The sequence below is a fragment of the Acinetobacter sp. YH12023 genome, from assembly GCF_013420135.1.
GTDB lineage: Bacteria > Pseudomonadota > Gammaproteobacteria > Pseudomonadales > Moraxellaceae > Acinetobacter > Acinetobacter amyesii.
This window is the reverse complement of sequence record NZ_VOYU01000003.1, coordinates 1-22,054: the sequence shown is the minus strand read 5'-3', so window position 1 is coordinate 22,054 and position 22,054 is coordinate 1. Positions and strand designations below refer to the sequence as shown.

25 protein-coding genes and 1 pseudogene are annotated in these 22,054 nt (G+C 41.9%); all 26 read left to right on the top strand.

Annotation, left to right across the window (positions count from 1 at the left end; all coding sequences use genetic code 11):
* Positions 1-13 precede the first annotated feature (13 nt).
* On the top strand, positions 14-301 hold the full coding sequence (locus FTT92_RS03060; protein ID WP_218951552.1) for a hypothetical protein: 288 nt from the start codon (positions 14-16) through the stop codon (positions 299-301).
* Entirely contained in the window at positions 298-708 is a 411-nt protein-coding gene (locus tag FTT92_RS03055; protein ID WP_180171424.1) for a hypothetical protein, read from the top strand. The genes FTT92_RS03060 and FTT92_RS03055 overlap by 4 nt, the downstream gene beginning before the upstream one ends.
* Entirely contained in the window at positions 705-1,190 is a 486-nt protein-coding gene (locus FTT92_RS03050; RefSeq protein WP_180171423.1) for a hypothetical protein, read from the top strand. The genes FTT92_RS03055 and FTT92_RS03050 overlap by 4 nt, the downstream gene beginning before the upstream one ends.
* A gap of 60 nt (positions 1,191-1,250) precedes the next feature.
* Complete coding sequence (locus FTT92_RS03045) at positions 1,251-1,898, top strand: hypothetical protein (RefSeq protein ID WP_180128193.1); 648 nt, start codon at positions 1,251-1,253, stop codon at positions 1,896-1,898.
* A 121-nt stretch (positions 1,899-2,019) separates the two neighbouring features.
* A complete protein-coding gene (locus FTT92_RS03040; RefSeq protein WP_180115709.1) occupies positions 2,020-2,205 on the top strand; it encodes a hypothetical protein in 186 nt (61 codons plus the stop codon).
* Between the two features lie 75 nt (positions 2,206-2,280).
* Entirely contained in the window at positions 2,281-2,943 is a 663-nt protein-coding gene (locus FTT92_RS03035) for a hypothetical protein (RefSeq protein ID WP_180128191.1), read from the top strand.
* 68 nt (positions 2,944-3,011) lie between these two features.
* Positions 3,012-3,452 (top strand): hypothetical protein, encoded by a 441-nt coding sequence (locus tag FTT92_RS03030; protein WP_180128189.1) that lies wholly within the window; start codon positions 3,012-3,014, stop codon positions 3,450-3,452.
* A gap of 138 nt (positions 3,453-3,590) precedes the next feature.
* Positions 3,591-4,232 (top strand): putative metallopeptidase, encoded by a 642-nt coding sequence (locus FTT92_RS03025; protein ID WP_180171422.1) that lies wholly within the window; start codon positions 3,591-3,593, stop codon positions 4,230-4,232.
* 58 nt (positions 4,233-4,290) lie between these two features.
* A complete protein-coding gene (locus FTT92_RS03020; protein WP_168377682.1) occupies positions 4,291-4,716 on the top strand; it encodes a DUF2280 domain-containing protein in 426 nt (141 codons plus the stop codon).
* A gap of 12 nt (positions 4,717-4,728) precedes the next feature.
* A complete protein-coding gene (locus FTT92_RS03015) occupies positions 4,729-5,976 on the top strand; it encodes a PBSX family phage terminase large subunit (protein ID WP_180171421.1) in 1,248 nt (415 codons plus the stop codon).
* A gap of 12 nt (positions 5,977-5,988) precedes the next feature.
* Positions 5,989-7,449: a DUF935 family protein gene (locus FTT92_RS03010; RefSeq protein WP_180171420.1), complete on the top strand. Its 1,461-nt coding sequence runs from the start codon at positions 5,989-5,991 to the stop codon at positions 7,447-7,449.
* Positions 7,450-8,652: a phage minor head protein gene (locus FTT92_RS03005; protein ID WP_180171419.1), complete on the top strand. Its 1,203-nt coding sequence runs from the start codon at positions 7,450-7,452 to the stop codon at positions 8,650-8,652. It begins immediately after the preceding gene.
* 54 nt (positions 8,653-8,706) lie between these two features.
* Positions 8,707-9,675, top strand: a complete 969-nt coding sequence (locus FTT92_RS03000; protein ID WP_180171418.1) for a hypothetical protein — start codon at positions 8,707-8,709, stop codon at positions 9,673-9,675.
* The gene (locus tag FTT92_RS02995; protein ID WP_180171417.1) at positions 9,675-10,058 is read left to right on the top strand and encodes a hypothetical protein; all 384 of its coding nucleotides are present in this window, start codon (positions 9,675-9,677) and stop codon (positions 10,056-10,058) included. The genes FTT92_RS03000 and FTT92_RS02995 overlap by 1 nt, the downstream gene beginning before the upstream one ends.
* A gap of 3 nt (positions 10,059-10,061) precedes the next feature.
* Positions 10,062-11,138: a major capsid protein gene (locus FTT92_RS02990; RefSeq protein WP_180128175.1), complete on the top strand. Its 1,077-nt coding sequence runs from the start codon at positions 10,062-10,064 to the stop codon at positions 11,136-11,138.
* A 10-nt stretch (positions 11,139-11,148) separates the two neighbouring features.
* Entirely contained in the window at positions 11,149-11,505 is a 357-nt protein-coding gene (locus FTT92_RS02985; protein WP_180171416.1) for a hypothetical protein, read from the top strand.
* Positions 11,506-11,512: 7 nt separating this feature from the next.
* Positions 11,513-11,953: a gp436 family protein gene (locus FTT92_RS02980; RefSeq protein ID WP_180128171.1), complete on the top strand. Its 441-nt coding sequence runs from the start codon at positions 11,513-11,515 to the stop codon at positions 11,951-11,953.
* A 7-nt stretch (positions 11,954-11,960) separates the two neighbouring features.
* Positions 11,961-12,476, top strand: coding sequence for a phage virion morphogenesis protein (locus FTT92_RS02975; protein WP_180171415.1), 516 nt, complete (start codon positions 11,961-11,963; stop codon positions 12,474-12,476).
* On the top strand, positions 12,451-12,873 hold the full coding sequence (locus FTT92_RS02970) for a hypothetical protein (protein ID WP_180171414.1): 423 nt from the start codon (positions 12,451-12,453) through the stop codon (positions 12,871-12,873). Before FTT92_RS02975 ends, FTT92_RS02970 begins: the two co-directional genes overlap by 26 nt.
* Before the next feature lie 9 nt (positions 12,874-12,882).
* A complete protein-coding gene (locus tag FTT92_RS02965; protein ID WP_078193405.1) occupies positions 12,883-13,641 on the top strand; it encodes a hypothetical protein in 759 nt (252 codons plus the stop codon).
* 71 nt (positions 13,642-13,712) lie between these two features.
* Positions 13,713-14,303, top strand: coding sequence for a hypothetical protein (locus FTT92_RS02960; protein WP_180171413.1), 591 nt, complete (start codon positions 13,713-13,715; stop codon positions 14,301-14,303).
* A gap of 58 nt (positions 14,304-14,361) precedes the next feature.
* The gene (locus tag FTT92_RS02955; RefSeq protein WP_180171412.1) at positions 14,362-14,946 is read left to right on the top strand and encodes a hypothetical protein; all 585 of its coding nucleotides are present in this window, start codon (positions 14,362-14,364) and stop codon (positions 14,944-14,946) included.
* Between the two features lie 76 nt (positions 14,947-15,022).
* On the top strand, positions 15,023-18,259 hold the full coding sequence (locus FTT92_RS02950) for a tape measure protein (RefSeq protein ID WP_180171411.1): 3,237 nt from the start codon (positions 15,023-15,025) through the stop codon (positions 18,257-18,259).
* Positions 18,256-18,661 (top strand): annotated as a pseudogene (locus tag FTT92_RS02945) (hypothetical protein). The gene FTT92_RS02950 and the pseudogene FTT92_RS02945 overlap by 4 nt, the downstream one beginning before the upstream one ends.
* Positions 18,661-20,631, top strand: a complete 1,971-nt coding sequence (locus tag FTT92_RS02940) for a hypothetical protein (protein WP_180171410.1) — start codon at positions 18,661-18,663, stop codon at positions 20,629-20,631. The pseudogene FTT92_RS02945 and the gene FTT92_RS02940 overlap by 1 nt, the downstream one beginning before the upstream one ends.
* 9 nt (positions 20,632-20,640) lie before the next feature.
* Positions 20,641-22,054, top strand: a 1,414-nt coding sequence (locus FTT92_RS02935) for a hypothetical protein (protein WP_180171409.1), incomplete at its 3' end; no start/stop codon positions are given.

The window sequence follows — 22,054 nt, the reverse complement described above, 5'->3', positions numbered from 1 at the left end:
TGGGCGGTGCAGCATGACTCTAGCTATTAAAAACCTTACCACCCAAAACGAATCTAATTTAAAGCCCAAATTTATTGAAACCGAATTGGGTAAAGAAAAGCTTTGCATCCAATGTGATGAATATTGGCCTTTGGATGATGAATTTTGGTTTACCTACCGCAACAAACCCAACAAAAACGGGGAAAGAACTATTGGTTATGAAGCAGCATGTAAATGTTGCTACAACCTTAGATATAGACCGGAGCGTATTAAAAATAAAAACAAAATTAAATCGGCATATGAGAAAGGTCTTTTAATTTGAACTCTTACTCAATTGCTGAATACAAACAAATGATCGGTGGTGCTAAACCTAAACGAGGTACCAAAAGAACTAAGGTTAAAAGTCAAAAGGTACCCAATGAGTTTGAGGCGAAACTGGCAAGAGAACTAAAGGCTTTAAAAATCGATTTTGAACAAGAATTTAAGTTTCACCCGAGCCGTAAATGGAGAGCTGATTTCCACTTAAAGGGCAGAATGATTTTGGTAGAGGTTGAAGGTGGTATTTGGAGTGGTGGAAGGCATACAAGGGGTAAAGGGTATATCGGTGATATGGAGAAATATAACGCGGCAACGATGTTGGGTTATCAAGTCATACGGTTTAGTACAGAGCAAGTGAAGTCAGGTTTAGCAATTCAGCAGATTGAGAAGATGGTAGGGGATTTGGGATGAATGCAGCAGTATCGATTATGCAGTCGGTAGATTGGACACGTTTTGATTTAGAGGGGTGGCTTTACCAGTTTGGGGCTTGGATGAATTCTGTGTCAGGTACTTGTGGGAAAACCGTCAATCCTATTGCAGTGGCAATGGATCAGGCCGTAGTGAAGCAGAAAATCAAGAAACTTACTGAGGAGCAAAAGAAGGAGATTATAGCGGCTCATTTCTTATCTGATGCTCAGCCAAAGTTATCACGCACAAAGATCACTTGCCAGATTGATGACAATGAAGCTCGCGCAGTGCAGCGTTTAATATTGGACATGCAAGGTCAGTCAGAAGTGTTGGATGAATGGCTAGACGCCATCATTTGCCGTTATTTTTATGGGAATTCATGGTCTGCTATGGCAAATGAAGAACGTACACAGATGGATGCCCGTATGGATGTTAAGTGTGGTCTGGCGGCGTTACATGTGCGGTATGGGTTTAATAGAATTTGACTTTACTGCAATAAGTTATTAATTTTTATATGTCTTTTGGTTGTTGTAAAAAGGGTATTAATGGAAATTAATGAGGACATTATTGCAGGCTTGCTTAAATCATCCCATCTATTGGAAGGGCAATTTATCTTTCCAATTACGTCAACTCCATTGTACGACAATTCGCCAAAGATTAAAGCTGCGGACTCATTGGGATTCATTTCAATGGAGCATGCTGCAAGTTTGAGATTCTTAATTGCGCATGCGAAGTGCAATACCTCTGCATTTGCATTGTTTAGGCTACAGTATGAGGCTTTGGTAAAGGGCTTTTGGTCATTATACGTAGCTAATGATGAGCAGTTAGACTTAATTGTTGGCGAATTGAGTAATGAAAGGGCTGAAAGAAACAATAAGGAATTGCCTTCTATTTCTAAAATGCTTATTGAGCTTAAAAATGCAAATTCACCAGCTCAACAAGCGATTGAAATGTTAATTCAATTTAAAGAAATTTCTTGGAAAGCATTAAACTCTTTTGTTCATTCGGGAGTGCATGCTGTTTATAGAAGTAATAATGGTTACCCCGATGAGCTTGTATTCACGATCGTTCGACAGTCAAACAATTTAATGCATCTGGCTACATATATGCTAGCTGTTATCACTGGTGATCAAAGAGTTATTGAAAATGTAAAACAGACTGCTAAAAATTTTAGAGACTGTTTTCAAGAGTGATATTGACCCTGTACAAGCGATATGGCATATTTCTGCTATAGTGGGCGAAGTTATAGTAATTCACTAAGTTTAAAAGCTCGCCAAATGGTGGGCTTTAATTTTAAAAGAAGGGTGTAATATTTTGGAAAACAACGAGCTTGAACAAAACCCTCAGCAAGAAAATAATCAATCAAACTCTATTGTTGATACTATAGGTCACGCAAACCCGGTGGATGTGATCGAAGTCTTGGTAGAAGCAGGAAAGTCTGTTGTTAATACAAGTAAAGATATTATTTCGAGTATTGTTGACAATATCGATATTAATTAATAACTCAGAACAAATTTTAAGCTTAAAAATTGATGTACATTGATTTCTTACCTGCAAATTATAAGTTATAAATTTATGAAAAAAATATTAGTTGGTCTTGTTAGTTGTTTAGCTGCTTTTGCCAATGCTACAACTTTAGATTGTGAAAACAGTTACCCATTATTTAAAGAAATAATTCAGAAAAAGTCAGATGCTGAGAACACTGGTGGTATAGATGATATACATGACTATATTCAGCATTATGATTACACATACATATTTAGTAAAAATCATCCAGATAAGCAATTTTGGGTAGATAAGCATTTGTCTTTTGCAAAACCTTCCTGGAGTAACAATGAATGGATAAGTAGAAGGGAATATAGTAAAAGAATTAAAGAAATTGCTAAGCACAATGTCAAAGATTCTTCAAATCCTTACATCCATGAGTTGTTACCATCTAAAGCTAATCTTTTAAGTAAGTCTGGTGAAATTTGTGTGGTGCCAGTTCAGGCATTTCTTGAGGTGGAGGTAGATGAAGGAGAAAGTCTAAATACTTCAGGAACTGTTGTGGTTGAAGCTATGCTAATTGATCATATTTTTGTGCGAGATATCAATGACAATAAGTGGCGTGTTTTAGCGTTTAATCGATTTATCACAGATAATGATTTTAACGAATTTTTCCCAGATATGCCTGATCATATAAAAAATGAATTAAATGATGGGATTGTTGAAGCGCAGGAAGCAGAATTAGTAGATTAAGTATTGAAAAACTTAAGCTAAAAAATTAATACAGCCTCCTTCTGGAGGTTTTTTTATAGCTCAAAATTATGGACGTTGAAAAATACAAGGCTCTAACCAATAAAAAGCCATACAAGCTCAAACTCCGCACCAAGCCATTACCTAAAGCTTCGGAAAGGTACTTGGAAGCATTTGATCGATTGAAAGAAATATTGAATCGAATGGAAATCAAGTACGAAGAATATTTTCATTTTAAAACGACCAAACACTGGCGTTTTGATTTTCATTTAATTGAGCATCGAATTTTAGTTGAGATATCTGGCGGACCTTGGTCTGGTGGTCGCAGCGGAAAATTAGCAAATAAAGGCTGGAGCATGGATCGCTATGATGTCGCAGTTGATATGGGATACACCGTTGTGCGCTTAGAATCGGCTAGCAGATACAAGATAGATGAGTCTGGCCCACTACAGATAGAGGCTAATCTTGCATCGCAGTGGCTAAAGAATTTGAAGAGACATGCTTTTGATTAAATTTAATCGTTTGGTATATTTTACCATTCCAAGTATTAGCAAAACCTAGCAGAATACTCGGAATAGGTATTCCCCAATACCTGTTATTTTAATACCCACAATTTTCCCCAAAGTTGTGGGTTTTTTTATGGGTGCTTTATGGAACAGATCAGACCATTCCCACCGACAGACTTGATTGATCAAGCTGGGGAAGAGGACGCTATACGTCTAGCGCCAGCTCCGGATCTAAAGGCCTGGGTAATGCAGAATTGGTTAACCTTGGGTAGTGATTTGCATAATCCAGACCATGACCATATTGCTGAGCTGATTCATGATAATGAAGAGTTTTTGGCATTTGCGTGGGCATCGTCTGCTGCAATGGCTAAAAAGCGCATGGTACTCGGTCAATGTGAAAAAGTGATGTTTAACCAAGGTGGGTGGAAGAAAGCTCGTCAAGAACAACAAATGCGAGACTGGTTTGGCTTTGTACCTCAGTACTTAATCACGATTGATGCTGCATTTTGTGAGCAAACCTCTGATCGTGAATTCTGCCGTTTGATTGAACATGAGCTTTACCACATTGGGGTTGAGCGCGATGAAGACGGTGAGATCATTTATAGCGATGTAACTGGCTTACCCAAGCACTACTTAGCTGGCCATGATGTTGAAGTTTTCTTTGGTGAAATACGTCAGCACGGAATCGATAGCTCAGTACAACGACTATTGAATATTGCTAAAAATGCTCCATTTGTATCGGAGACAAACATTGCAGCGTGTTGCGGAAACTGTGTGATTAACTGAGCCGAAAGGCTCTTTTTTTTGCCTATCTTGCGACACGTAGCGACACAAAGAGGAATTTATGGCAACACTTAAAGAGCCTGTGAAAATTTTTATAATTCAGTCTCTTGCTTGCCGTGACACCCCTCAAGAAGTCGCGGATCTTGTGAAGCAAGAATTTGACCTGATTCTCGATCGATCTCAGGTGGCTTTGTACGATCCAACCAAGCGACGTGGGAAAAACCTAAGCAAGAAATATGTCCAATTGTTTGAGAAAACCCGTGAGGATTTCGATGCTGGATTAATCGATATTCCAATTGCGAACAAGTTCTACCGTTTGAAAGAAATCCAAAAGATGTATGACGACTCTGGGAAGAACAAAGTCGCAAAACAAAAGTTATTAAAGCTTGCACATCAAGAAACTGATGGCAGGACAATTCGTCAGGAGCACACTGGTAAAGATGGTGCTGACTTGGAAATCAAAGTTATTCGAGAGTTTATAGATTAGAAGGATTCCACTGTGGAGCTTAGAATCAAAACTCCACGTTGGTCAAAACCTTGGTTTAAGACAGCACGATATAAGGGTGCTCATGGGGGGCGTGGATCAGGTAAGTCACATTTTGTAGGTGAGCAGCTGGTAGAGGAATGCGTCATTGATAAAGATCTTCGCGCTGTATGTATTCGTGAGATTCAGAAATCGATTAAGTACTCAAGTAAGCAGCTTATTGAGGACAAGATTAAGGCTCTAGGCGTATCACATCTGTTTGATGTGCAACGTGACCTAATCAAGCGAAAGGGTGGTGAGGGAGTAATTCTTTTTCAGGGTATGCAAGACCACACAGCTGATTCAATCAAATCCCTTGAGGGTTTTCAGATAGCTTGGATTGAAGAAGCTAATAGGCTTTCAGCAAAATCCCTCAGACTATTACGTCCAACAATGCGTGCTGAGGGGTCACAAATTTGGGCGACATGGAACCCCGAATCGAAAGACGACCCTATAGATGATTTTCTACGTGGTGAGTTTGCACCTGAAGACTCCATCGTTATTGAAGTAAACATCAACAACAACCCATTTGCTCCGCAAACACTGTTGGACGAATACGAGGAAGATCGTAAGCGTGCAATTAGGATGCAGGCTGCAGGTGATGAAAATGCATGGCCTATGTTTGAGCATGTTTGGCATGGTGCTTACCTTGAATTTAGCCAGGCCATTATCTTCTCTGGTCGTTATGTGGTTGATGAGTTTGAACCTGATGCTGACTGGACAGAAGTGTACTACGGTTCCGATTGGGGGTTCTCACAAGATCCAACAACACTAAACCGTATTTTTATTCATGACGATATTCTCTATATACGTAATGAAGCTCATCAAGTGGGTTGTGAGATTGATCATCTTCCGAATCTTTTTGATGAAGTGCCGGGCGTACGTACTCACGAAATCAGAGCTGATAATTCGCGACCTGAAACTATTAGCTATATGAAACGCCAAGGTTTCAAGATTAAGGCAGCAGACAAATGGCCTGGATCTGTAGAAGACGGTGTGACGTATATGAAGAAATTCAAGCAAATCATTATTCACCCTGATTGCCCTGAAACAGCTAGAGAGTTCAAGTTGTATTCATACAAGGTCAATCGTGCAGGTGATGTACTGCCGGATATTTTGGATCTCAACAACCATCATATGGATGGTATTCGCTATGGCTTACAGCCATTGATTAAGGGTCGAAGCAGCAAAAAACCTGCTGGTGCAGGTAGTCGAACTTATTGATAAGGAAAACACATGGCAAAGTCTAAAAAAGACAAAGCGTCAAAGAAGGCTTTGTCTCTTGGCAACCTATACACTCAAGAAGCGGTGACGCGTTTTTTAGTTAATTTTGGCAAGCAACCAGATACCGATGAGGTGCTTCGTAAGGCTGGCATTACACGTCATAGATTACGCGTATTGCTAGATGATGATGAAGTTGCCCAGGCCGTTGAGACTCGCATAGATGCACTACTGGCTACACCGCTAAGAGTTGAGCCAAGTGATACAGATGAGGCCGAAAAATTAACACTTGTTCTCAAAGAATGGTTTCATGAGATTGCTGCCGGTTCTTTGAATGCCTTGTTTTTTGGTTATTCGGTTCAAGAAGCTGTTTATGAAATTAAACCAGAGGGTTACATCGGCCTGGAATGGATTGGTGAAAAGCCAATGCAATGGTTTGAACCTAAAAATGATGGTCGACTAATTTACCGTCAGGAAGGAACTGCTAATGAGCAGGAGGTCGATCAAGTATTTAAATTCTTCTTAACGCGTCGTAAAGCTTCATATGAACAACCTTATGGAAAAGCATTGCTAGCAACACTGTATTGGCTATTTTTCTTTAAGCAGAATGGGTTCAAATTTTGGGCTAAATTCTTAGAGCGTTTTGGTACGCCAATTCTTTTAGGTAAATGTAAAGATACCGAAACTGAAGACATGAATAGAGCATTATTAAATGCTCATGCTCAAAGTGTATTGTCGATCGATGCTGAAGACGATGTTCAGGTACTGGGTACATCTGGTGCGAGTGGTACTGCTGGAGCTGCGTTTGAGTCTTTCAATAATCAGCTTGTACGACAGATTCAAAAAGTCATCTTAGGGCAAACACTTACTAGTGGGACTGATGGTGTTGGTAGTAGGGCATTAGGTCAAGTCCATGAAAATGTAAGGATGGATAAACTCAAATCTGACATTCGACTGGTTACGCCTACTTTGCAAGCAGTGGTGAATGCGCTATGCGCTCTAAATGGTTGGCGTGCGTATGAGGTTATGCTCGGTGAAAAACCTAAACCACTCAATAAGGATCAAGCCGAGCGTGATGCTCATCTTAAGAATGCTGGTGCAAACCTAACGCCACAGTATTTTCAGCGTGAGTACGGGCTTCAGGATGGTGATATCGCTGAGTCAAACCAACCTTTTCTAAACACCCAATTCTCCGCTATACCCAAACGTGCATTTAGCTTTAAAGCCCAGGCCAATAAACTTTCTGCTGAACAGCTAGAAGTTGAGGAATTAACCGATGGCCAAAAGGATCTGCAGCTTTTAAGTAATGAGCAGATTAAGCAGCTTGTTGCTGAGTCGGATAGTCCTGAAGGCTTGGCATTCAATTTAATGCAGCTTATTCCAAAAGCCACTAAAACCGAGTTTACCGCCAAGTTAGATCAAGCTTTATATGCGGCGGATATATTGGGGTATGCGACTGCTGCTAAGGGGAAATAGATGCAACCAGTCACATTCCTTGAAGCGCTTCAATACGCGCATGATAAAAAGATTGTGCTGCCTGATGAGTTCTACTCATTGGACTTAAAAACTCGGCAGATGGCGACTACAGTGAGCTTTCTATCGAGTCTTGAGCAAGTTGAGACAGTGATTAAATCACTGAATAAAACATTGGCCAATGGTGGAACGTTTAACGATTTTCAGAAGCTCATTGCTGAGTCTGAAATTGTTCTGCCAAAGCATTACTTGGATACTGTGTTTCGCACAAATATCCAAAGTGCTTATGGTCATGGGCGATGGCAGCAGCAGAATCGAAATAAGGATAAACGCCCTTACCTGATGTACTCGGCTATCGATGATAGTCGTGTACGTCCAGCACATTTAGTATTGAATCGAATTGTACTACCGATTGATCATCCATTCTGGCTGACTTATTACCCGCCTTTGGGCTTTCGTTGTCGCTGTACTGTTATCGCACTCACAGAGGCTCAGGCACTTATATACGGTATTACACCGGATGATAAGTTGCCGGAGGTTGCTGAGGCATTGGACTGGTCATCACATCCATTGCAATTTGGGGAACTGGAAGCATTGGTTGATAAAAAGATCAATGTATCAGTGCTGGATAAGGAATACCTCCTCGAGCAGAAAGAAGTTATCAAGGCCGAATGGACTGCATCGAAAAAGCTTACGAGCCTATTTGCTCCTATGGATGATAAGACTCGGGACCTATTCGATACGGTGGCCAAAACCGTTATTCCATTAGATCCATCGATTCGACCAAGTGCAATCAAAACACTGTTGGATTATGTACAAGGCAATGATCAGGCCATTACAGGCTATTTGAATAGCAAAGCTATTTCTAAGGCTGCCGAAGTGCTTAAGCAATGGTTGGTTCAGGATATGGCGGCGATTCATGCTGTGGCTAAGAACACCTCAAATGTTATTACCGGCACAACCACACTGGCTTATGCCGCTTCACTCGAAGTAGGCAAGGTGGTGACTCTAGATGCACCAATGCTTTTGGCAGGTCAGTCAAACATCATGATTCAGATTGAAAATGCTAATGGCCTGGGGATTGATCTTGAAATACTAAATGCTGGTGAAGGAGTCTTGCTACCTTTGGGAGTCTCTTTTGAAGTTGTTTCGATGGAGATGGTTGAAGGGGTGATGGTTTATACACTGAAGGCATTGGTAAATTAAATTGAAATTAACTAGAGACCGTCCGAAAGGGCGGTTTTTTTATGGAGCATGAAAATGCCAGATCCAAATGAAGAGCGATTGAAGTATCTATTCAATGCTGCAGCTATTGAAGTCCCGAAGGCTGAAGAGGGGCAAAAACGAAAATTTAAAGGCACTGCTTATGCAGGTGGCCGTGTAGATGGTCATTGGTATTGGGGCCGTTCTGGTGTGGTCTTTGATCTTGATGGGATTGAGATTGATAAGCCAGCAGCCTTACTTGAAGAACACTTTAGCTCAAGTCGAATTGGTGTTGTTCAGACAGTAGATACAAACGGAAAGATTGATGTTTCAGGCGATTTTCTTACGAATGCTAAGGCGCAGGAAATCGTTCAGGACTCTGATGATGGCTTTCCATTCCAGATGTCAATGATGATTGATCCTGGATCTATTGAAGAAGTCTCACAAGGCAAGACAGTGACTGTGAATGGTCAAGTATTTGAAGGTCCTATCACAATCTTCCGTCAAAACCGCATTCGTGAGTTCACGATCTGCTCGACTGGTGCCGATCGCAATACCTCAATTAAAGCCTTCTCAGGCAAAGCCAATCCAAACCCAACCAAAGAGGACACCGACGTGACCGAATTAGAGCAAACCCAGGCCAAATTAAAGCAGGCTGAAACTGATCGTGATGCAGCTCAAGCCGAACTTAAAAAATTCAAAGCCGATAAGCGTGAAGAAGACATCAAGTCGCTTGAAACAGCAATGAATAAGCAATTCAGTGCTGAAGAAAAGAAATCCTATACAGATATGGATGATTCTGCATTCGCATTTATGGCACAGCAATTAAAGCAATTTTCTGCAGGTAGCCAGCAACCACCATCTGGCCAGCCACAACAGCAGATCCCACTGCAATTCGCACACTTATTCACTCATCAAGCGAATAGCAATCAAAGTGGGCAACAAGGCAAAGGCGATCAGCAAGGTACAGCCTTAGATTATGCGTTTAACCAATTTGCTGCAGCGCAACAAGGAGCAAAAAATTAATGGGAACCATTACTCAAACAATCACGACTACACAGCTTGTAGTGGGTGATGGCGTTCGTACAGAAAACGCCAAAGTAAAAACGGCGACTGCATATAAACGCGGTGATTTGTTGAAGGTGGCTACAAACAACCTCGCAGATCACCCCATGGTAACAGAAGGTGTGGTTGGTGATTGGAATGCCATTGCTAATACAGATATGACTGTAGAGCAGGCTACTTACCATGCAGCCAATGGTCTGGAAATGCCAATTTACGTACAGGGTGCATTTGATATTGCTGTGGTAACTGTGAATGGTACGCCGTTAACGGAAGCCCAATATGACGCGGTACGTGCCCAGGCCTTAATCAACAAAATCGAACTTCGCAAAGTCGTGGGGAAATAATCAATGAGTCAAACTTTTACATTTCAGAATGCACCGGTTGAACTACTGGATGTGCCTCAGTTGGTGCTGTTAACAGATACTACTCAGAAGGTAGACACGTGGTTAATGGATCGCTTCTTTCCTCAACGTGTCTCGTATACTAAAAAAGAAGTTCCTGTAGGTGAGTTAAATACAGCGACACCGCTTGCACCATTTGTAACGCCTACAGCTGCTGGTCGCCAAATTAAAGTAGGTGAGTCTGGTAACGTTAAATTCGTTAAGCCGGCATATTTAAAGCCGATGATGACGGTATTTCCAAGCGATGTTCAAAATACCGCACTGATTACCCAGTTGCGTAAATTTGGTGTGATTGCCACAGGCTCAAACCGTTTAAGTGATGCAGATCTTCTATTGATTGATCAGGCTCAAAAGGCTTTATACCTGCGCCAGTCCATTGAAAATCGAAAGTTGCTGATTGCTCGTGATGTATTGCTCTATGGTAAGACAACATTCGCTTCTGCTGACTTCCCAATGTATGAAGTAGATTATGAGCGTAATGCAGCTTGTACATTTGCTCCATTGATCAAATGGGGGCAGGTTGGTGCAACAGCGGTTAAAGATATCCAGACCATGATTGATCTATCAGTAGAACATTCTGGTACCTCTCCAATAATGGCGCTTACAACATCTAAGGTGTACAACACGTTAATCAAAGATCCAGAGTTTAAAGAGAAGTTCATTGCACCATATGCGGGTATTAGTGTTCCTTTGACTCCAACCTTTGATCAAATGGATAAACCGCAGTTCCGTGGTACGGTCGACAACATTGAAATTTGGACGTATGACGTTCAACACAGTATTGGCGGCGGTACACCGGAACGATTTATTCCAGAAGACTTCTTTGGACTGATCTCTGATGCTAATGGTTGGATCGCTCACTGTGCTATCCAAAACGTAGAGGCTTTTGGTCAAGCTCTAGAGTTCTATCTAAGCCAATGGCAAGAAAAGAACCCTTCAAGCATTCAAATGCTTGCTGAATCATCTCCACTGGCGATTCCAAACAATAAGAATGGCCTGGTAGGCGGTCGCGGGTTCGTATAAGGAAAATATTATGACGAAGTACATTGCAAAGCAGTCGCTTGGACACTTTCGTCCAGGCCAAGAAATCACAGGGCTTGAAGCTAAACAACTTCAGGCCCTTTTAGCATCTGGGGCGATTGAAGAAGAAAAAGCTCCAGACGAACCTAAAGCTGATGGTTCAGCCGCACGCTTAGCTGAGCTTGAAAAAGCTAATACTGATCTTATTGCAGCAAATAAGTTGATGACTGATGAAAAGGTCAAATCAAATCAGGAGAATGGTGAGCTTAAAGCGAAGGTTGCAGAGCTTGAAAAAGCATTAGCTGCATCTGAAGCTGCCCTGAAAAAAACAACTGCCGAAGCGAAGAAGGCTGCTTCAGAAGCTAAGTAGGTGACCTATGTATGCGACTAAATCTGACTTGGTAGCGCGATTTGGTGGTGAGTTGGAGCAATTGTTAATGATGCTACCCAATGTCACTGCTGTAGAAGATGCAATTCAAGACGCGACAGAGGAAATTAACGGTCACATAGGTGGCCGTTATTCTTTGCCGCTACCTAACGTGCCAAGTAACTTGAAACGTATGGCATGTGATATTGCACGCTATCGCTTGTATTTCCAGCAACCAACGGAAGAAGTCCGAAAGCGCTATGAGGATGCAATCTCATTCTTAAAGCGCGTGGCTGAAAACAAGGCGCATTTACAGATCCAGTCTGAGGAATCGGACGAGATTATTGATGATGAGCCTACAAAGAAGCCAAGTACTTTACCTATTGGTAGTACTTATCGTGGTGGGGTATTTGGTGATGATGTCTTAAATATGATGCCTAGCATCAAGTGAGGCAATTATGGCGTTTGCAATCAAGATTGATTCAAATAGTTCAGCAATTGAGGCGGTAATGAGTCAATTGCTGGATATTGATGCTGAAAAAGCTCGACTTTATGAAGACATTGGCTTGGCATTAACAACCAGTGTTCAAGAAAGATTCATTGGTGGGTTTGATGTTGATGGTAACCCATGGAAGATATCTTGGCGTGCAAACATGCAGGGAAGAGAGGGTATGCAAGGTGGTCAAACGCTACGTGATACTGGGCGCTTGATGAATTCTTACACATACAACGTTCTTTCGAATGGTGTTGAGGTTGGGACAAACGTCTTTTATGCGCCATACCTTCACTTCGGTGCTACGATCCTGCCAAAGACAAGCCAATACATTACCTTTGCTGTTGGTGGTCAATACAGAAAAGTAAAACAGGTGGTTAATCCTCCAAGGACACAATTAGGTATCAATTCTGCAGATGAAGAAATGATCCTAAATATCGTAGGAAGTTTTATAGATGAGTACCTTCTTCGCGGTACGTGATGAGATTGCAGAAAAACTGAAAGAAATTTCAGAATTTAAGCAGATTTATATCCCGCTAAATTCAGTAGTGGTCACAGAAATGTCGCAGGTCACTCCATCGGCGCATATCAACTTTGTACGCATAGACAAGAAAGCAAGCGCGGGTAAAGGGCGTATTAATCAGATAGGCCAACAGTGGGCTGTGACAGTGGCGTGTCGCAATGCTCAGTCGCAGCAGAATGATGGTCGGGCAGTCAGTGATGAAGCAGGGCTATTAACTGAAAAAGTAATTCAACTTCTTTCGGGGTGGAAGCCGCAGTCTTCTCGTAATGAATTAGATCTGATTTCTGTTCGTGATGGATATAGTGCTGGCTTTGCGTACATCACCATTATTTTTGAATCACAAAAATTTATTTAGGAGTAAGCCATGAGTGGCTATGATTTTTTATCCCTGCAAGGGGCATCATTTTTAGCACGCAATGTTCCGGGCGGCGCTAAAGTTTTACGTGAGTTGGGAAACCAAACTGACGTTGAAGTTGGAATCTCATCAGAGACGTACGCTCGTTATGAAACAAAAACAGGTAAGCGCCAAAAAGTTGGCGAGTGGACCAAGACTCGCGATGTATCTCTATCAATCACCATGGATGAGCAAAAACCTGAAGATATTGCATTAGCATTTCAGGCGGAAATTAAGCCAATTACATCAACACCAGTTCAGGATGTGTCTTTAGGTCCAGACCTAAAAGCTGGCGATGAGATTAAGTTGGAAGGATTTAATATTTCCGATGTAATGGTTAGTGATTCCAAACTAGATGTTCCGACTGAGCTTACCGAGGATACGCATTACTCTGTAGATAAAGAGTATGGAACGATTAAGATCTTAGATTTAGACGGTATTACTCAACCACTTGTTGTCGACTACACGACGGGTGAAGCAAAAGCAACCGTGCTTTTCTCATTGCCAGACGATGCTGAGTATTACTATTTATTCAAAGGTATTAACTCAATTAATGATAAACGTCTGTCACTCGAACTGTGGCGCTTTAAGCCTGCTGTTGACGGTAGTATGAATTTCATCAACGAAGAAACTGGTGAAATCGCTATTAATGGCTCGGCCTTAGCTGATGTTGTGCGCCAAGAAGATGAAAAGTTAGGTGGCTTCGGTCGAATTGTATACTTAGACTAACAAACTCAGGCACAAAGAACTCCACGGCGCATAAGCGTCTTTTTTTGTGCCTGAATTCTAGAGATTCAATCATGAATGATTTCTTTTTAGCGAATAATCGCTCGATCACAATTAAAGTGCTTGGCAATGATGTGGAAGTGAAGCAACTTCAAATTTTTAACTTTGATATTTGGTCACCGATTGCATCAGTTATTCGTGACAGCTTAAAGCAAAGTGATTATTCAGATTTAATCGGCGCAGGCCTGGTAAAAGATTATGGCGCTCATGTATTTCAACTTTGCTCAATGTGTACAAGCACTGATGTAAAGATACTTTTAGATCTCGCTGAATCAGATCCTTTGGAGTTTAGCCATCTGCTCAAACATGTGATCGAAGTAAATGGTGCATATTTCAAAGAAGACGTTAAGCCAGGCCCTAAAATACGTAAGAAGAAAGGTAGTGTTGAACAAACTTGGTTTGATTCATTCCAATACTTGATATCATATGGCCATAGACATGAAGATATTCTGCAGATGACTTACGGGGCTTTTGTTGGCTACTTAAAGGCGGCTGAAAAGTATCAACGCAGCCGAGGAAAGTTTGATTTGAACATTATTCGGGTAGCGCACCATGCAGATAAAAAAGGATTTACAACGTTCCAAGATGAGCTAAGTAAACATTGAGGTAAGTTGCGGTTTTCACTTAATATGTGCTCAATAATAAAATATTGAGGGTGTTGGGGTGAACTTAAAAGTTTTGATCGCTGTGGTTGTTTTGATAGTTGGCGGATTGTTTTATTTCATCAATCAGAGCAATAAGGCAGATGTTGAAAGGCTTAAACAAGCCGAGGTTGCACATCAGCAAAAACTTGAAGAGGCTCAAGATGCTGAAGATAAAAAAATCGAAGCCAAGAAGCATAAAGATGAAACTGATATCAAAATTAAAGAGCTTCAAAGTAAATACATGATGGATTACTTGGAAGCTAAAAGCATTATTGATTCACCAGAGATGAACAAAGATGGTAAAAAATTCTATGCTGATTTAGCGAGCCGATGGAGTGATGCTTTAAAAGTTGCAGGTTCAACTTCTCGAATAGCGCTATCACAACCTGTTAAAGATATGCAGCAAATTAAGCGTGATCTTGAAGCTAGAAAAACCGAAACCACTTGTGAGTTAAAATTAAAAAATGAGTTAATAAAATCTTATGATTTTGCTATTGATGGATTCCTGCAGTTCATGCAAAAAAATGAGTTAGTTTCTGATTTGTTTATAAAACTCAGCTCTGATTCACAGAAAAATGCCAATGCCCTAATTGATTATTGTTAATGCACTAACAGATTAATTTCGAACCCAAAGCTCACAAAAATGTGGGCTTTTTTTATACCTGTAGAAAGAGGTCGCCATGTCCGGAAAAAATCTAACTTTCAAACTTATTCTTGATGGCGATAGCAAGGGCCTGGTATCCGCTGCAAAGCAGTCAGAAGATGTAACGAAAAGACTTTTTAATTCAATTAAGTCTGAATCAGAGAGAATTAAACAAGCTTCAGAGGCGGCATCTAGCCAAGTTGGAAATATCATTCCAAAGGGCACAACTGAATTAGCTGATAAATTAACTCAATCTCTAACAGCTGCAACTGGGATCATTCAGGATGCAGGGGATAATGCTAAATCCACAGCGGGTAATTTTACTGATTTTGGGAACAAGGCTGAAAAAGCTTTAGGTCAATTAAAAAGTGACTTGACTGAAGCCAAACGAAACCTTGAGTCATTCTCAAAAACAAATGCATCACCAGCCGATATTGAAGTCGCACAGCGGCAAGTCGATCAACTTGAGAAGGAAGTTAAACAAGCAGACCAAGCATTTAACGATTTTCACGCTGAAGTTGGCAGGGCAAATAATAATTTAAAAGAAACTGATAATGCTGCTCAAACCGCTCAGAAAGGTATTGCTGGACTTAAGACTGGGTATACGGCTCTTGTTGGTGCTATGGCTGCTCTTGGCATTGGTCTTGGCATTAAAGAATTAGCAGAAGTAGCGGACTCATATACAAATCTATCAGCACGGATCAACATTGCGACAAGTGAAGGAGGTAATTTTACCCAGGCCATGGCGGGTGTTCATCAAGTCGCATTGATGACAAATACAAGCCTTGACGCCACAGCTGGCCTATTCACGAAAGTGAATGACGTTGGCAAGCAAATGGGAATGACCCAGCAACAAACATTAGATCTCACAAAAACCATCAATATGGCCATCCAAACAGGTGGTGGATCTGCTGCTTCGGCTGATGCTGCAATCACTCAGCTTACACAGGCCTTGCAATCTGGTGTACTTCGCGGTGACGAGTTCAACTCGATCATGGAACAAGCGCCAGGGATTTCCAAAGCCTTGGCTCAGTCACTTGGTGTGACCACCAGTGAATTGCGTAAGATGGCAGAGAATGGTGAGTTAACTGCGGAGAAGGTTATTAATGGCCTTCATAAACAATCTGCGGCTATTGAGGCGGATTATGCGAAATTTCCGACAACTATTGGAAATGCATTACAGCGTATTTCGACACAATGGCAAATTTTGATCGGTACCATGGATCAGGCGAACGGGGCATCAGCAACTGTAGCGCAATGGTTGGTAACTCTTGCTGATAATATGGGTATTGTTGAAATACTACTTAATGATGTTGGCTCTGGTTTTGTTTGGATTGGTGATCAGCTTTCATTTATTGATGTATCTATTTTTGAAAGTCTTAAATCTGCACTATCAAGCGCTTATGATGCAATAAAAGAGGTAGTCGCAGTTGCTGCTGATCTGGGTAAAACAATTACAGATATATTGAGTACATCGCTAACCAATGCTTTATCTGTTCTTTCATCATTTACAGGTGAGGCAACAGCAGCAGGTGAGCAAGTTAGTTTCCTAGAGCGAATTCTTCAAGGGCTATCTATTGCGTTTGGTTTTATTGCGGATGGCGTAACGGCCATAAAAATCGGTGTAAATCTTCTAGCAGGAGCATTCTTCGACTTAGCATCAGCTGCGAATAGTGTCTTATCGGCAGTCACATGGGGTGATGTTAGCAAGCAATTTTCAGCAAATGCCGATGTGATGAAAGCCAAGGCAAAAGAGTACTATGCTGAGGCTGATAGAGATGCGGTAGCCTTTGAATCCAAGGGTATGCAGCGATTAGAGGAAGCTGCACAAACCCAAGAAGAGAAGAATGCACAAACATTACTAGAGGCTAAAAGCTTAGTTGACCAGTTGCTCTTGGAAGGACAGCGAGAACTCGATGGAAAGAAGGTAACTGAACAAGAAAAGTTAGATGCTGTTCAAGCCTATGCAGAAGCCGCGATTGCAGCCAATAACGGTGCAATGGATGGTGTGATGCAAGCTGATCTGATGACGAAGGGTTATATCGTCACTTTGGATGAAGCTGGGAAAGTTGCTATTCAAACTTGGGATGCAAATGTTACAGGTGCCGAAAAGGCAGTACTGTCAGCAGATAAAGCGCGTAAAGCTGCGGCGACATTAAAACTTGATCTATATGAGCTAAAGAATGGTGTTACCGAAGCATTTAATAGTAATGCAAAAGTTCTAAATGATTTTGCTAATAACGTCGAAGCTTTAGGTTTAAAGGGAGAAGCCGCAGGTGAGGCAGTATATCAAGCCTGGTTAAAGTGGCTTGAAACAGCTCAAAGCCAAAATGAAGTAGATCTAGCAATTTCAAAACTTCAGGAGTTTGGTAAAACAGGGCAGATGTCTGCGAAACAAGTTGAACTTGGTATGCTGGCAGTACGCCAAGTAGTATCCCAATTACCTGCAGACTTGGACCCAGTAGAACAAGCTTTTGAACGCCTTGGGATTAAAACCAAAGAGCAACTTAGATTAGCGGCTCAGAGCGCTTTAGCAGACTTCAATACCATACAATCAAGTGGAGAAGCTACAGCTGAAAGTTTGCGACAAGCGTATGAGAGAACTATGCAATCTGCTGCTGCATCAGGTGATCAAGCAGTCATTGCTGCAACTCAAGCTAAAGCAGCTTCACTTGGCCTGGAAGTGCAAATTGATTCATCGGGTAAAGCATCAGTCAAAAGCTATGGTGAGCTTGAAGAATCAATTCATCGTGTTCGCCGTGCTTCAAGTAGCGCTGAAGATGGATTTCGCAACCTTGGCCAAACTGGTCGAGATGAAGCGGATTCTGTTAAAAGCGCATGGGAAGAAGCGGTTAGTGCAGCATCGAGTGGTATGCATGAGACTCGAAAAGGTACCAAAGGCAAGATGGCTAAAAATGCCGGGGATATCGAAGCTGAGCTTAAAGCCATGGGATATTCAGATACAGCTGCCAAACAGTATGCAAAAGATATCTATGAAGGTACCAAGGGTGTAAATGGCTACAAATCGTCAGGCTTTGGCTTTTTTGGTGGGTTAAGCAACGTGGAGCAAGTGAATGCAGAGTTAGAGCGTATGCAGCAATATGCGCCGAATAATGTGTCTACCAAGGCGAGTGGATTAGGCTCTTCATCAAAAACCATTTCCTATGAACTCAAACTAGGTAATGAAACAGTGCAACTAACAGGATCAGCTGAGAGTCAATCAAGCCTTGAGGCGATGCTTAAACAGTTGGGTACATTGAGTAAATCAACATGAAAATAAAACGCATCTCAACATCAGAAACCGTCTCAATTGAAGACGGTTTTTTTTGGTCTGATGAATTTAGCTGGAAAGCCAAAGAGCAATCTTTGGAATATGCCATGGATGGTACGCTGATTATTCAAGAAGGCACCAAGCTCTCAGGAAGACCAATCACTTTAGTACCGGCTGACAGTGGAATGGGGGTGGGCTTCGTTAAGTGTCGTCCGCACGTTGCAGGCCTGGTCAGTATTGAATGAGCAATTTGAATTACAGTTTGAGTGGGCGCATGACACACGGAAGTTTGACGTGGTTTTCAATCATGTTGATGGTGCTTTAGAGGCAACACCTGTGAAAGGTATTCCACCAGTATCACTTGATGATCCTATGAATTTAACGCTCAGATTTTGGAGTGAGTAATGCCAATTGAAACCAAAGATTTAGTAATCTATCACGCTGAGCGTGACACCGACAATAGCGACGGCGGTGGGAAATATAACGGTCAAGTTGTTGTAGATGGTCTGAGTAATAACTTGTTCAATGATATTTCTGAGCTCGATCGTACCGTCGGTGATGTATCGATGCGTAAGATCTTTCCAGCTGTGACCACGGATGATACGGATCTATTGATGGGTGCAACGGTATTCGTATCTGAATTACCTGAAGATCCAAACGTATCAGCATTATTGTTCAGCACTGAATCATGGACTGATGAACGTCAGGCTGCACAAAACCGAGTTGAAAATTACTTGGCCAAAGGTGGTCAGATTGCTGGAACACCTCTAGACACACATTGGCAGGGTATGTCATCACTGCAAGTCATAATGTTTCCACAAGAAACGGAATCCAGTGTTGGTGATACGATTGTGTTGATTTCAGATGAAGGGAAAGCACTTCAATTTGAACAGTATGTGCGGATTACTAAGGTTGATACCCGCACGGCAGTGATGGTGGTTGATCAAAAAACTGTTGAATACAAGGTAGCGACTTATCAAATCAATGATCCTTTAGAGCGTGACTTTGTAGGCTTATCGGCTCGTCAGTGGTATGCCGGTAATACGCAGTCTAAAACCATCCTTCGCGATACGATCGTTGCTGATACTGGTTTGTATTATTCATCTACTCAATTGGCATCTGATGCAACCGTGGGTGAATACACGGTTAATGCAGATTCCATGTTTACCCAGCTGATCCCATCTGCACAAAGTGAAACACCGATTATCGATGTGAATGCAGCAGGCGAAAGCGTTGTTTTGGTGCCGGGTAGCGATGGTTTGATAACTGTGAATTATCCATCGCAAGTCGTGAATGAAAGTCAGAATTTATATATTGGGTCTGCGGTAATGCCAGGTTCAGTAGCATTCACAATCCAAGGTCAATCTATTACTGACCAAGGTGGGCTCTTAAAGAACTCACTTGGTACACAAGTCGGTACGATCGACTATCAGCGTGGCCTGGTGAAATGGACATCAGCAGCACCAACCGGCACCATGAGTTTAAACATTACATTTAAGCCGGCAGCTGCACCGAATCAGTATTACCAGAGTAGTGCTATTCCAGTGACTCAGAATAACCAAGGTACTAACTGGTCGGGCGTATTGATTCCGATTCCTGCACCTGGTGCATTGTCCATTTCCTATATGTCTCAAGGTAAATTTTACGAGTTGAAGGATGATGGGTCAGGGCAGTTAAGAGCAGCAAATAGCTCCTTTGGTTCAGGCATGATTAATTATGAAACAGGATCATGGCTTTTAACTGCAGGTGCATTGCCTGATGTGGATAGTGTGATTTTACTCAATTGGGGTACGCCAATTGTGACTTTTGTACGATCAAATCTGAGCGTTGAAAAAGCTGCCTTTGAGTTTGATCTGGGCCATCTAGGGGTGTTACCAGGCGTGACAATTAATTGGCTGCTTGAAGGAGAAGCCAAAACAGCAACTTCTAATGCACAAGGTAAATTCACTGGTGATGCTACGGGCTCAATTAATTATGCATTAGGCTCAGGCAAGATTATTCCCAATAAACTGCCGCAAAAATCTACCGTTTTTAATGTGATCTATAACTTTGGTACTTCGCTTACGCAAACCAAGAATGATGTTACCCCAGACTCTAGTCAAAAGCTGGTATTCACAATTGGTACAGGCGCTGCGATTCAACCCAATAGTGTTGAGTTAGAAATTCCTGTGTCTACTGAGACAGGAAATTTTGAAACCAATGTATTGCTGACAGATGTGCCGGTAACAAGCTCGTTGGGAAATTTAGTCAATAGTCGAGGCGCTGTGCAAGGTTCAATTAACTATACAACAGGGCTTTGTGAAGTCACACCACAAACGGTTTACAAACAATTTATTACTAAATTTGAAGCGGCTGTTACTTACGGTACCGCTTAGGGGATTGTTATGGCTTTTTATAGTCCGCAAACATCTAGCATTATCGGCAGCGAAACCACTTTAAAAGCATTTAATACAGTGGATATTAATGTGCGCTATCGTGATACATCAGGTTCAAATTCAGCTACACATACTTTAACGGCTGATAAGTTGAAATTAGATTTATCCTCCGGTTTTGATGAGCAGATCTTAACGGGTTCAGCCCGTTTCAAAGTCGGTAATGATACATTTTTAGACCGCTCAGGCTTGTTGTATCGCAATGTGGATCCCGCTAATAACTCAGGTATTCAGTCAGGAGTCATCCAATATGGTACCGGGGTTGTCGAAATTGATAGCTGGACGCCGAATGCTGACAACAGTATTCAGTTGCAGTCATTGACCACGACAACGGATTTGCCGCCGGTCAATAAGATTGCTTTTCGTACACCAGTGATTCCACTTCGGGTACAGTCACTGACTGTCCTTGTTGGAACGCTTGAGTATGGTCAGCTCACTCTTACTGCCGATGAAAATGGAGTGATTGAAACATCGCGTGCTCATGGCCTGGTGAACTGGGATAACGGTTTTGTGCAGATTTATTTCTACACCAAAACTGAAGTTACAGTTGATAATCGTACAGAGTTAGAAGCTGAAGATTGGTACGATCCACTGCTTGAATATGAAGAAGCGAGTAAGACTTACATCAACGTGCCAGTGTGGGTAGATGCTTCAAGCGTTCGCTATAACGCTATTGCTTATACCTATCTGCCGATTGATTCTGAATTACTGGGCTTGTCTGCCACGCGCCTACCCATCGATGGCCGTGTACCAATCTTCCGTGTGGGTGGTATTGGTATTGTCAGTTCAACTAAGTCGCAGGAATTACCAAGTGCAATTGCCGGCACGACATATGATTTAAATGATCAGCGTATTGCATGGTGTGAGCTTGAAGATGCCAACGGCGTGAAGGTGGGTTATGACTTATACACCGTTGATTATGATTATGGCCGTGTGACGCTTGGCGGGGATTTCACGCTGCTGGGATTGGTTGAGCCATTAATAGCAAAATATCGTTATCAAGATATGGGGCAGATCCGTGATGTGCAAATTAATGGTCAGCTGACATTTACTAAGCCTTTAACCCATAACTATGATGCGGTGGATACTATTGTCGGGTCTGCGCTGGTCATTGGGGATATGCAGGCGCGTTATACACGGAAGTTTGTACAGCAGGCTTGGAATAGTGTCTGGAATGATGAGCCAACGGGTTCAGGGGTTTCTGCTAATTACAATGATTCTCTCTACCCAATCTTGATCACCAATAAAGGTGCAATTCAGGAGCGCTGGGCGATTGTTTTCACTGGTGCAGAAAGTTTTTACTGTGTTGGTGAATATACAGGTCGCTTGGTTCTTGCTGGCTCAATCAGTGTTGATTATGCGCCCT

What these genes read in the sequence shown, in the direction of transcription:
- FTT92_RS02960 (WP_180171413.1), top strand. Translation starts at nt 13,713, where the DNA reads ATGAATGATTTCTTTTTAGCGAATAATCGCTCGATCACAATTAAAGTG.
- FTT92_RS03045 (WP_180128193.1), top strand. Translation starts at nt 1,251, where the DNA reads ATGGAAATTAATGAGGACATTATTGCAGGCTTGCTTAAATCATCCCAT.
- FTT92_RS03005 (WP_180171419.1), top strand. Translation starts at nt 7,450, where the DNA reads ATGCAACCAGTCACATTCCTTGAAGCGCTTCAATACGCGCATGATAAA.
- FTT92_RS02990 (WP_180128175.1), top strand. Translation starts at nt 10,062, where the DNA reads ATGAGTCAAACTTTTACATTTCAGAATGCACCGGTTGAACTACTGGAT.
- FTT92_RS03030 (WP_180128189.1), top strand. Translation starts at nt 3,012, where the DNA reads ATGGACGTTGAAAAATACAAGGCTCTAACCAATAAAAAGCCATACAAG.
- FTT92_RS03000 (WP_180171418.1), top strand. Translation starts at nt 8,707, where the DNA reads ATGCCAGATCCAAATGAAGAGCGATTGAAGTATCTATTCAATGCTGCA.
- FTT92_RS02970 (WP_180171414.1), top strand. Translation starts at nt 12,451, where the DNA reads ATGAGTACCTTCTTCGCGGTACGTGATGAGATTGCAGAAAAACTGAAA.
- FTT92_RS03060 (WP_218951552.1), top strand. Translation starts at nt 14, where the DNA reads ATGACTCTAGCTATTAAAAACCTTACCACCCAAAACGAATCTAATTTA.
- FTT92_RS02965 (WP_078193405.1), top strand. Translation starts at nt 12,883, where the DNA reads ATGAGTGGCTATGATTTTTTATCCCTGCAAGGGGCATCATTTTTAGCA.
- FTT92_RS02985 (WP_180171416.1), top strand. Translation starts at nt 11,149, where the DNA reads ATGACGAAGTACATTGCAAAGCAGTCGCTTGGACACTTTCGTCCAGGC.
- FTT92_RS03020 (WP_168377682.1), top strand. Translation starts at nt 4,291, where the DNA reads ATGGCAACACTTAAAGAGCCTGTGAAAATTTTTATAATTCAGTCTCTT.
- FTT92_RS02975 (WP_180171415.1), top strand. Translation starts at nt 11,961, where the DNA reads ATGGCGTTTGCAATCAAGATTGATTCAAATAGTTCAGCAATTGAGGCG.
- FTT92_RS02940 (WP_180171410.1), top strand. Translation starts at nt 18,661, where the DNA reads ATGCCAATTGAAACCAAAGATTTAGTAATCTATCACGCTGAGCGTGAC.
- FTT92_RS02950 (WP_180171411.1), top strand. Translation starts at nt 15,023, where the DNA reads ATGTCCGGAAAAAATCTAACTTTCAAACTTATTCTTGATGGCGATAGC.
- FTT92_RS03050 (WP_180171423.1), top strand. Translation starts at nt 705, where the DNA reads ATGAATGCAGCAGTATCGATTATGCAGTCGGTAGATTGGACACGTTTT.
- FTT92_RS02980 (WP_180128171.1), top strand. Translation starts at nt 11,513, where the DNA reads ATGTATGCGACTAAATCTGACTTGGTAGCGCGATTTGGTGGTGAGTTG.
- FTT92_RS02995 (WP_180171417.1), top strand. Translation starts at nt 9,675, where the DNA reads ATGGGAACCATTACTCAAACAATCACGACTACACAGCTTGTAGTGGGT.
- FTT92_RS03035 (WP_180128191.1), top strand. Translation starts at nt 2,281, where the DNA reads ATGAAAAAAATATTAGTTGGTCTTGTTAGTTGTTTAGCTGCTTTTGCC.
- FTT92_RS03025 (WP_180171422.1), top strand. Translation starts at nt 3,591, where the DNA reads ATGGAACAGATCAGACCATTCCCACCGACAGACTTGATTGATCAAGCT.
- FTT92_RS03010 (WP_180171420.1), top strand. Translation starts at nt 5,989, where the DNA reads ATGGCAAAGTCTAAAAAAGACAAAGCGTCAAAGAAGGCTTTGTCTCTT.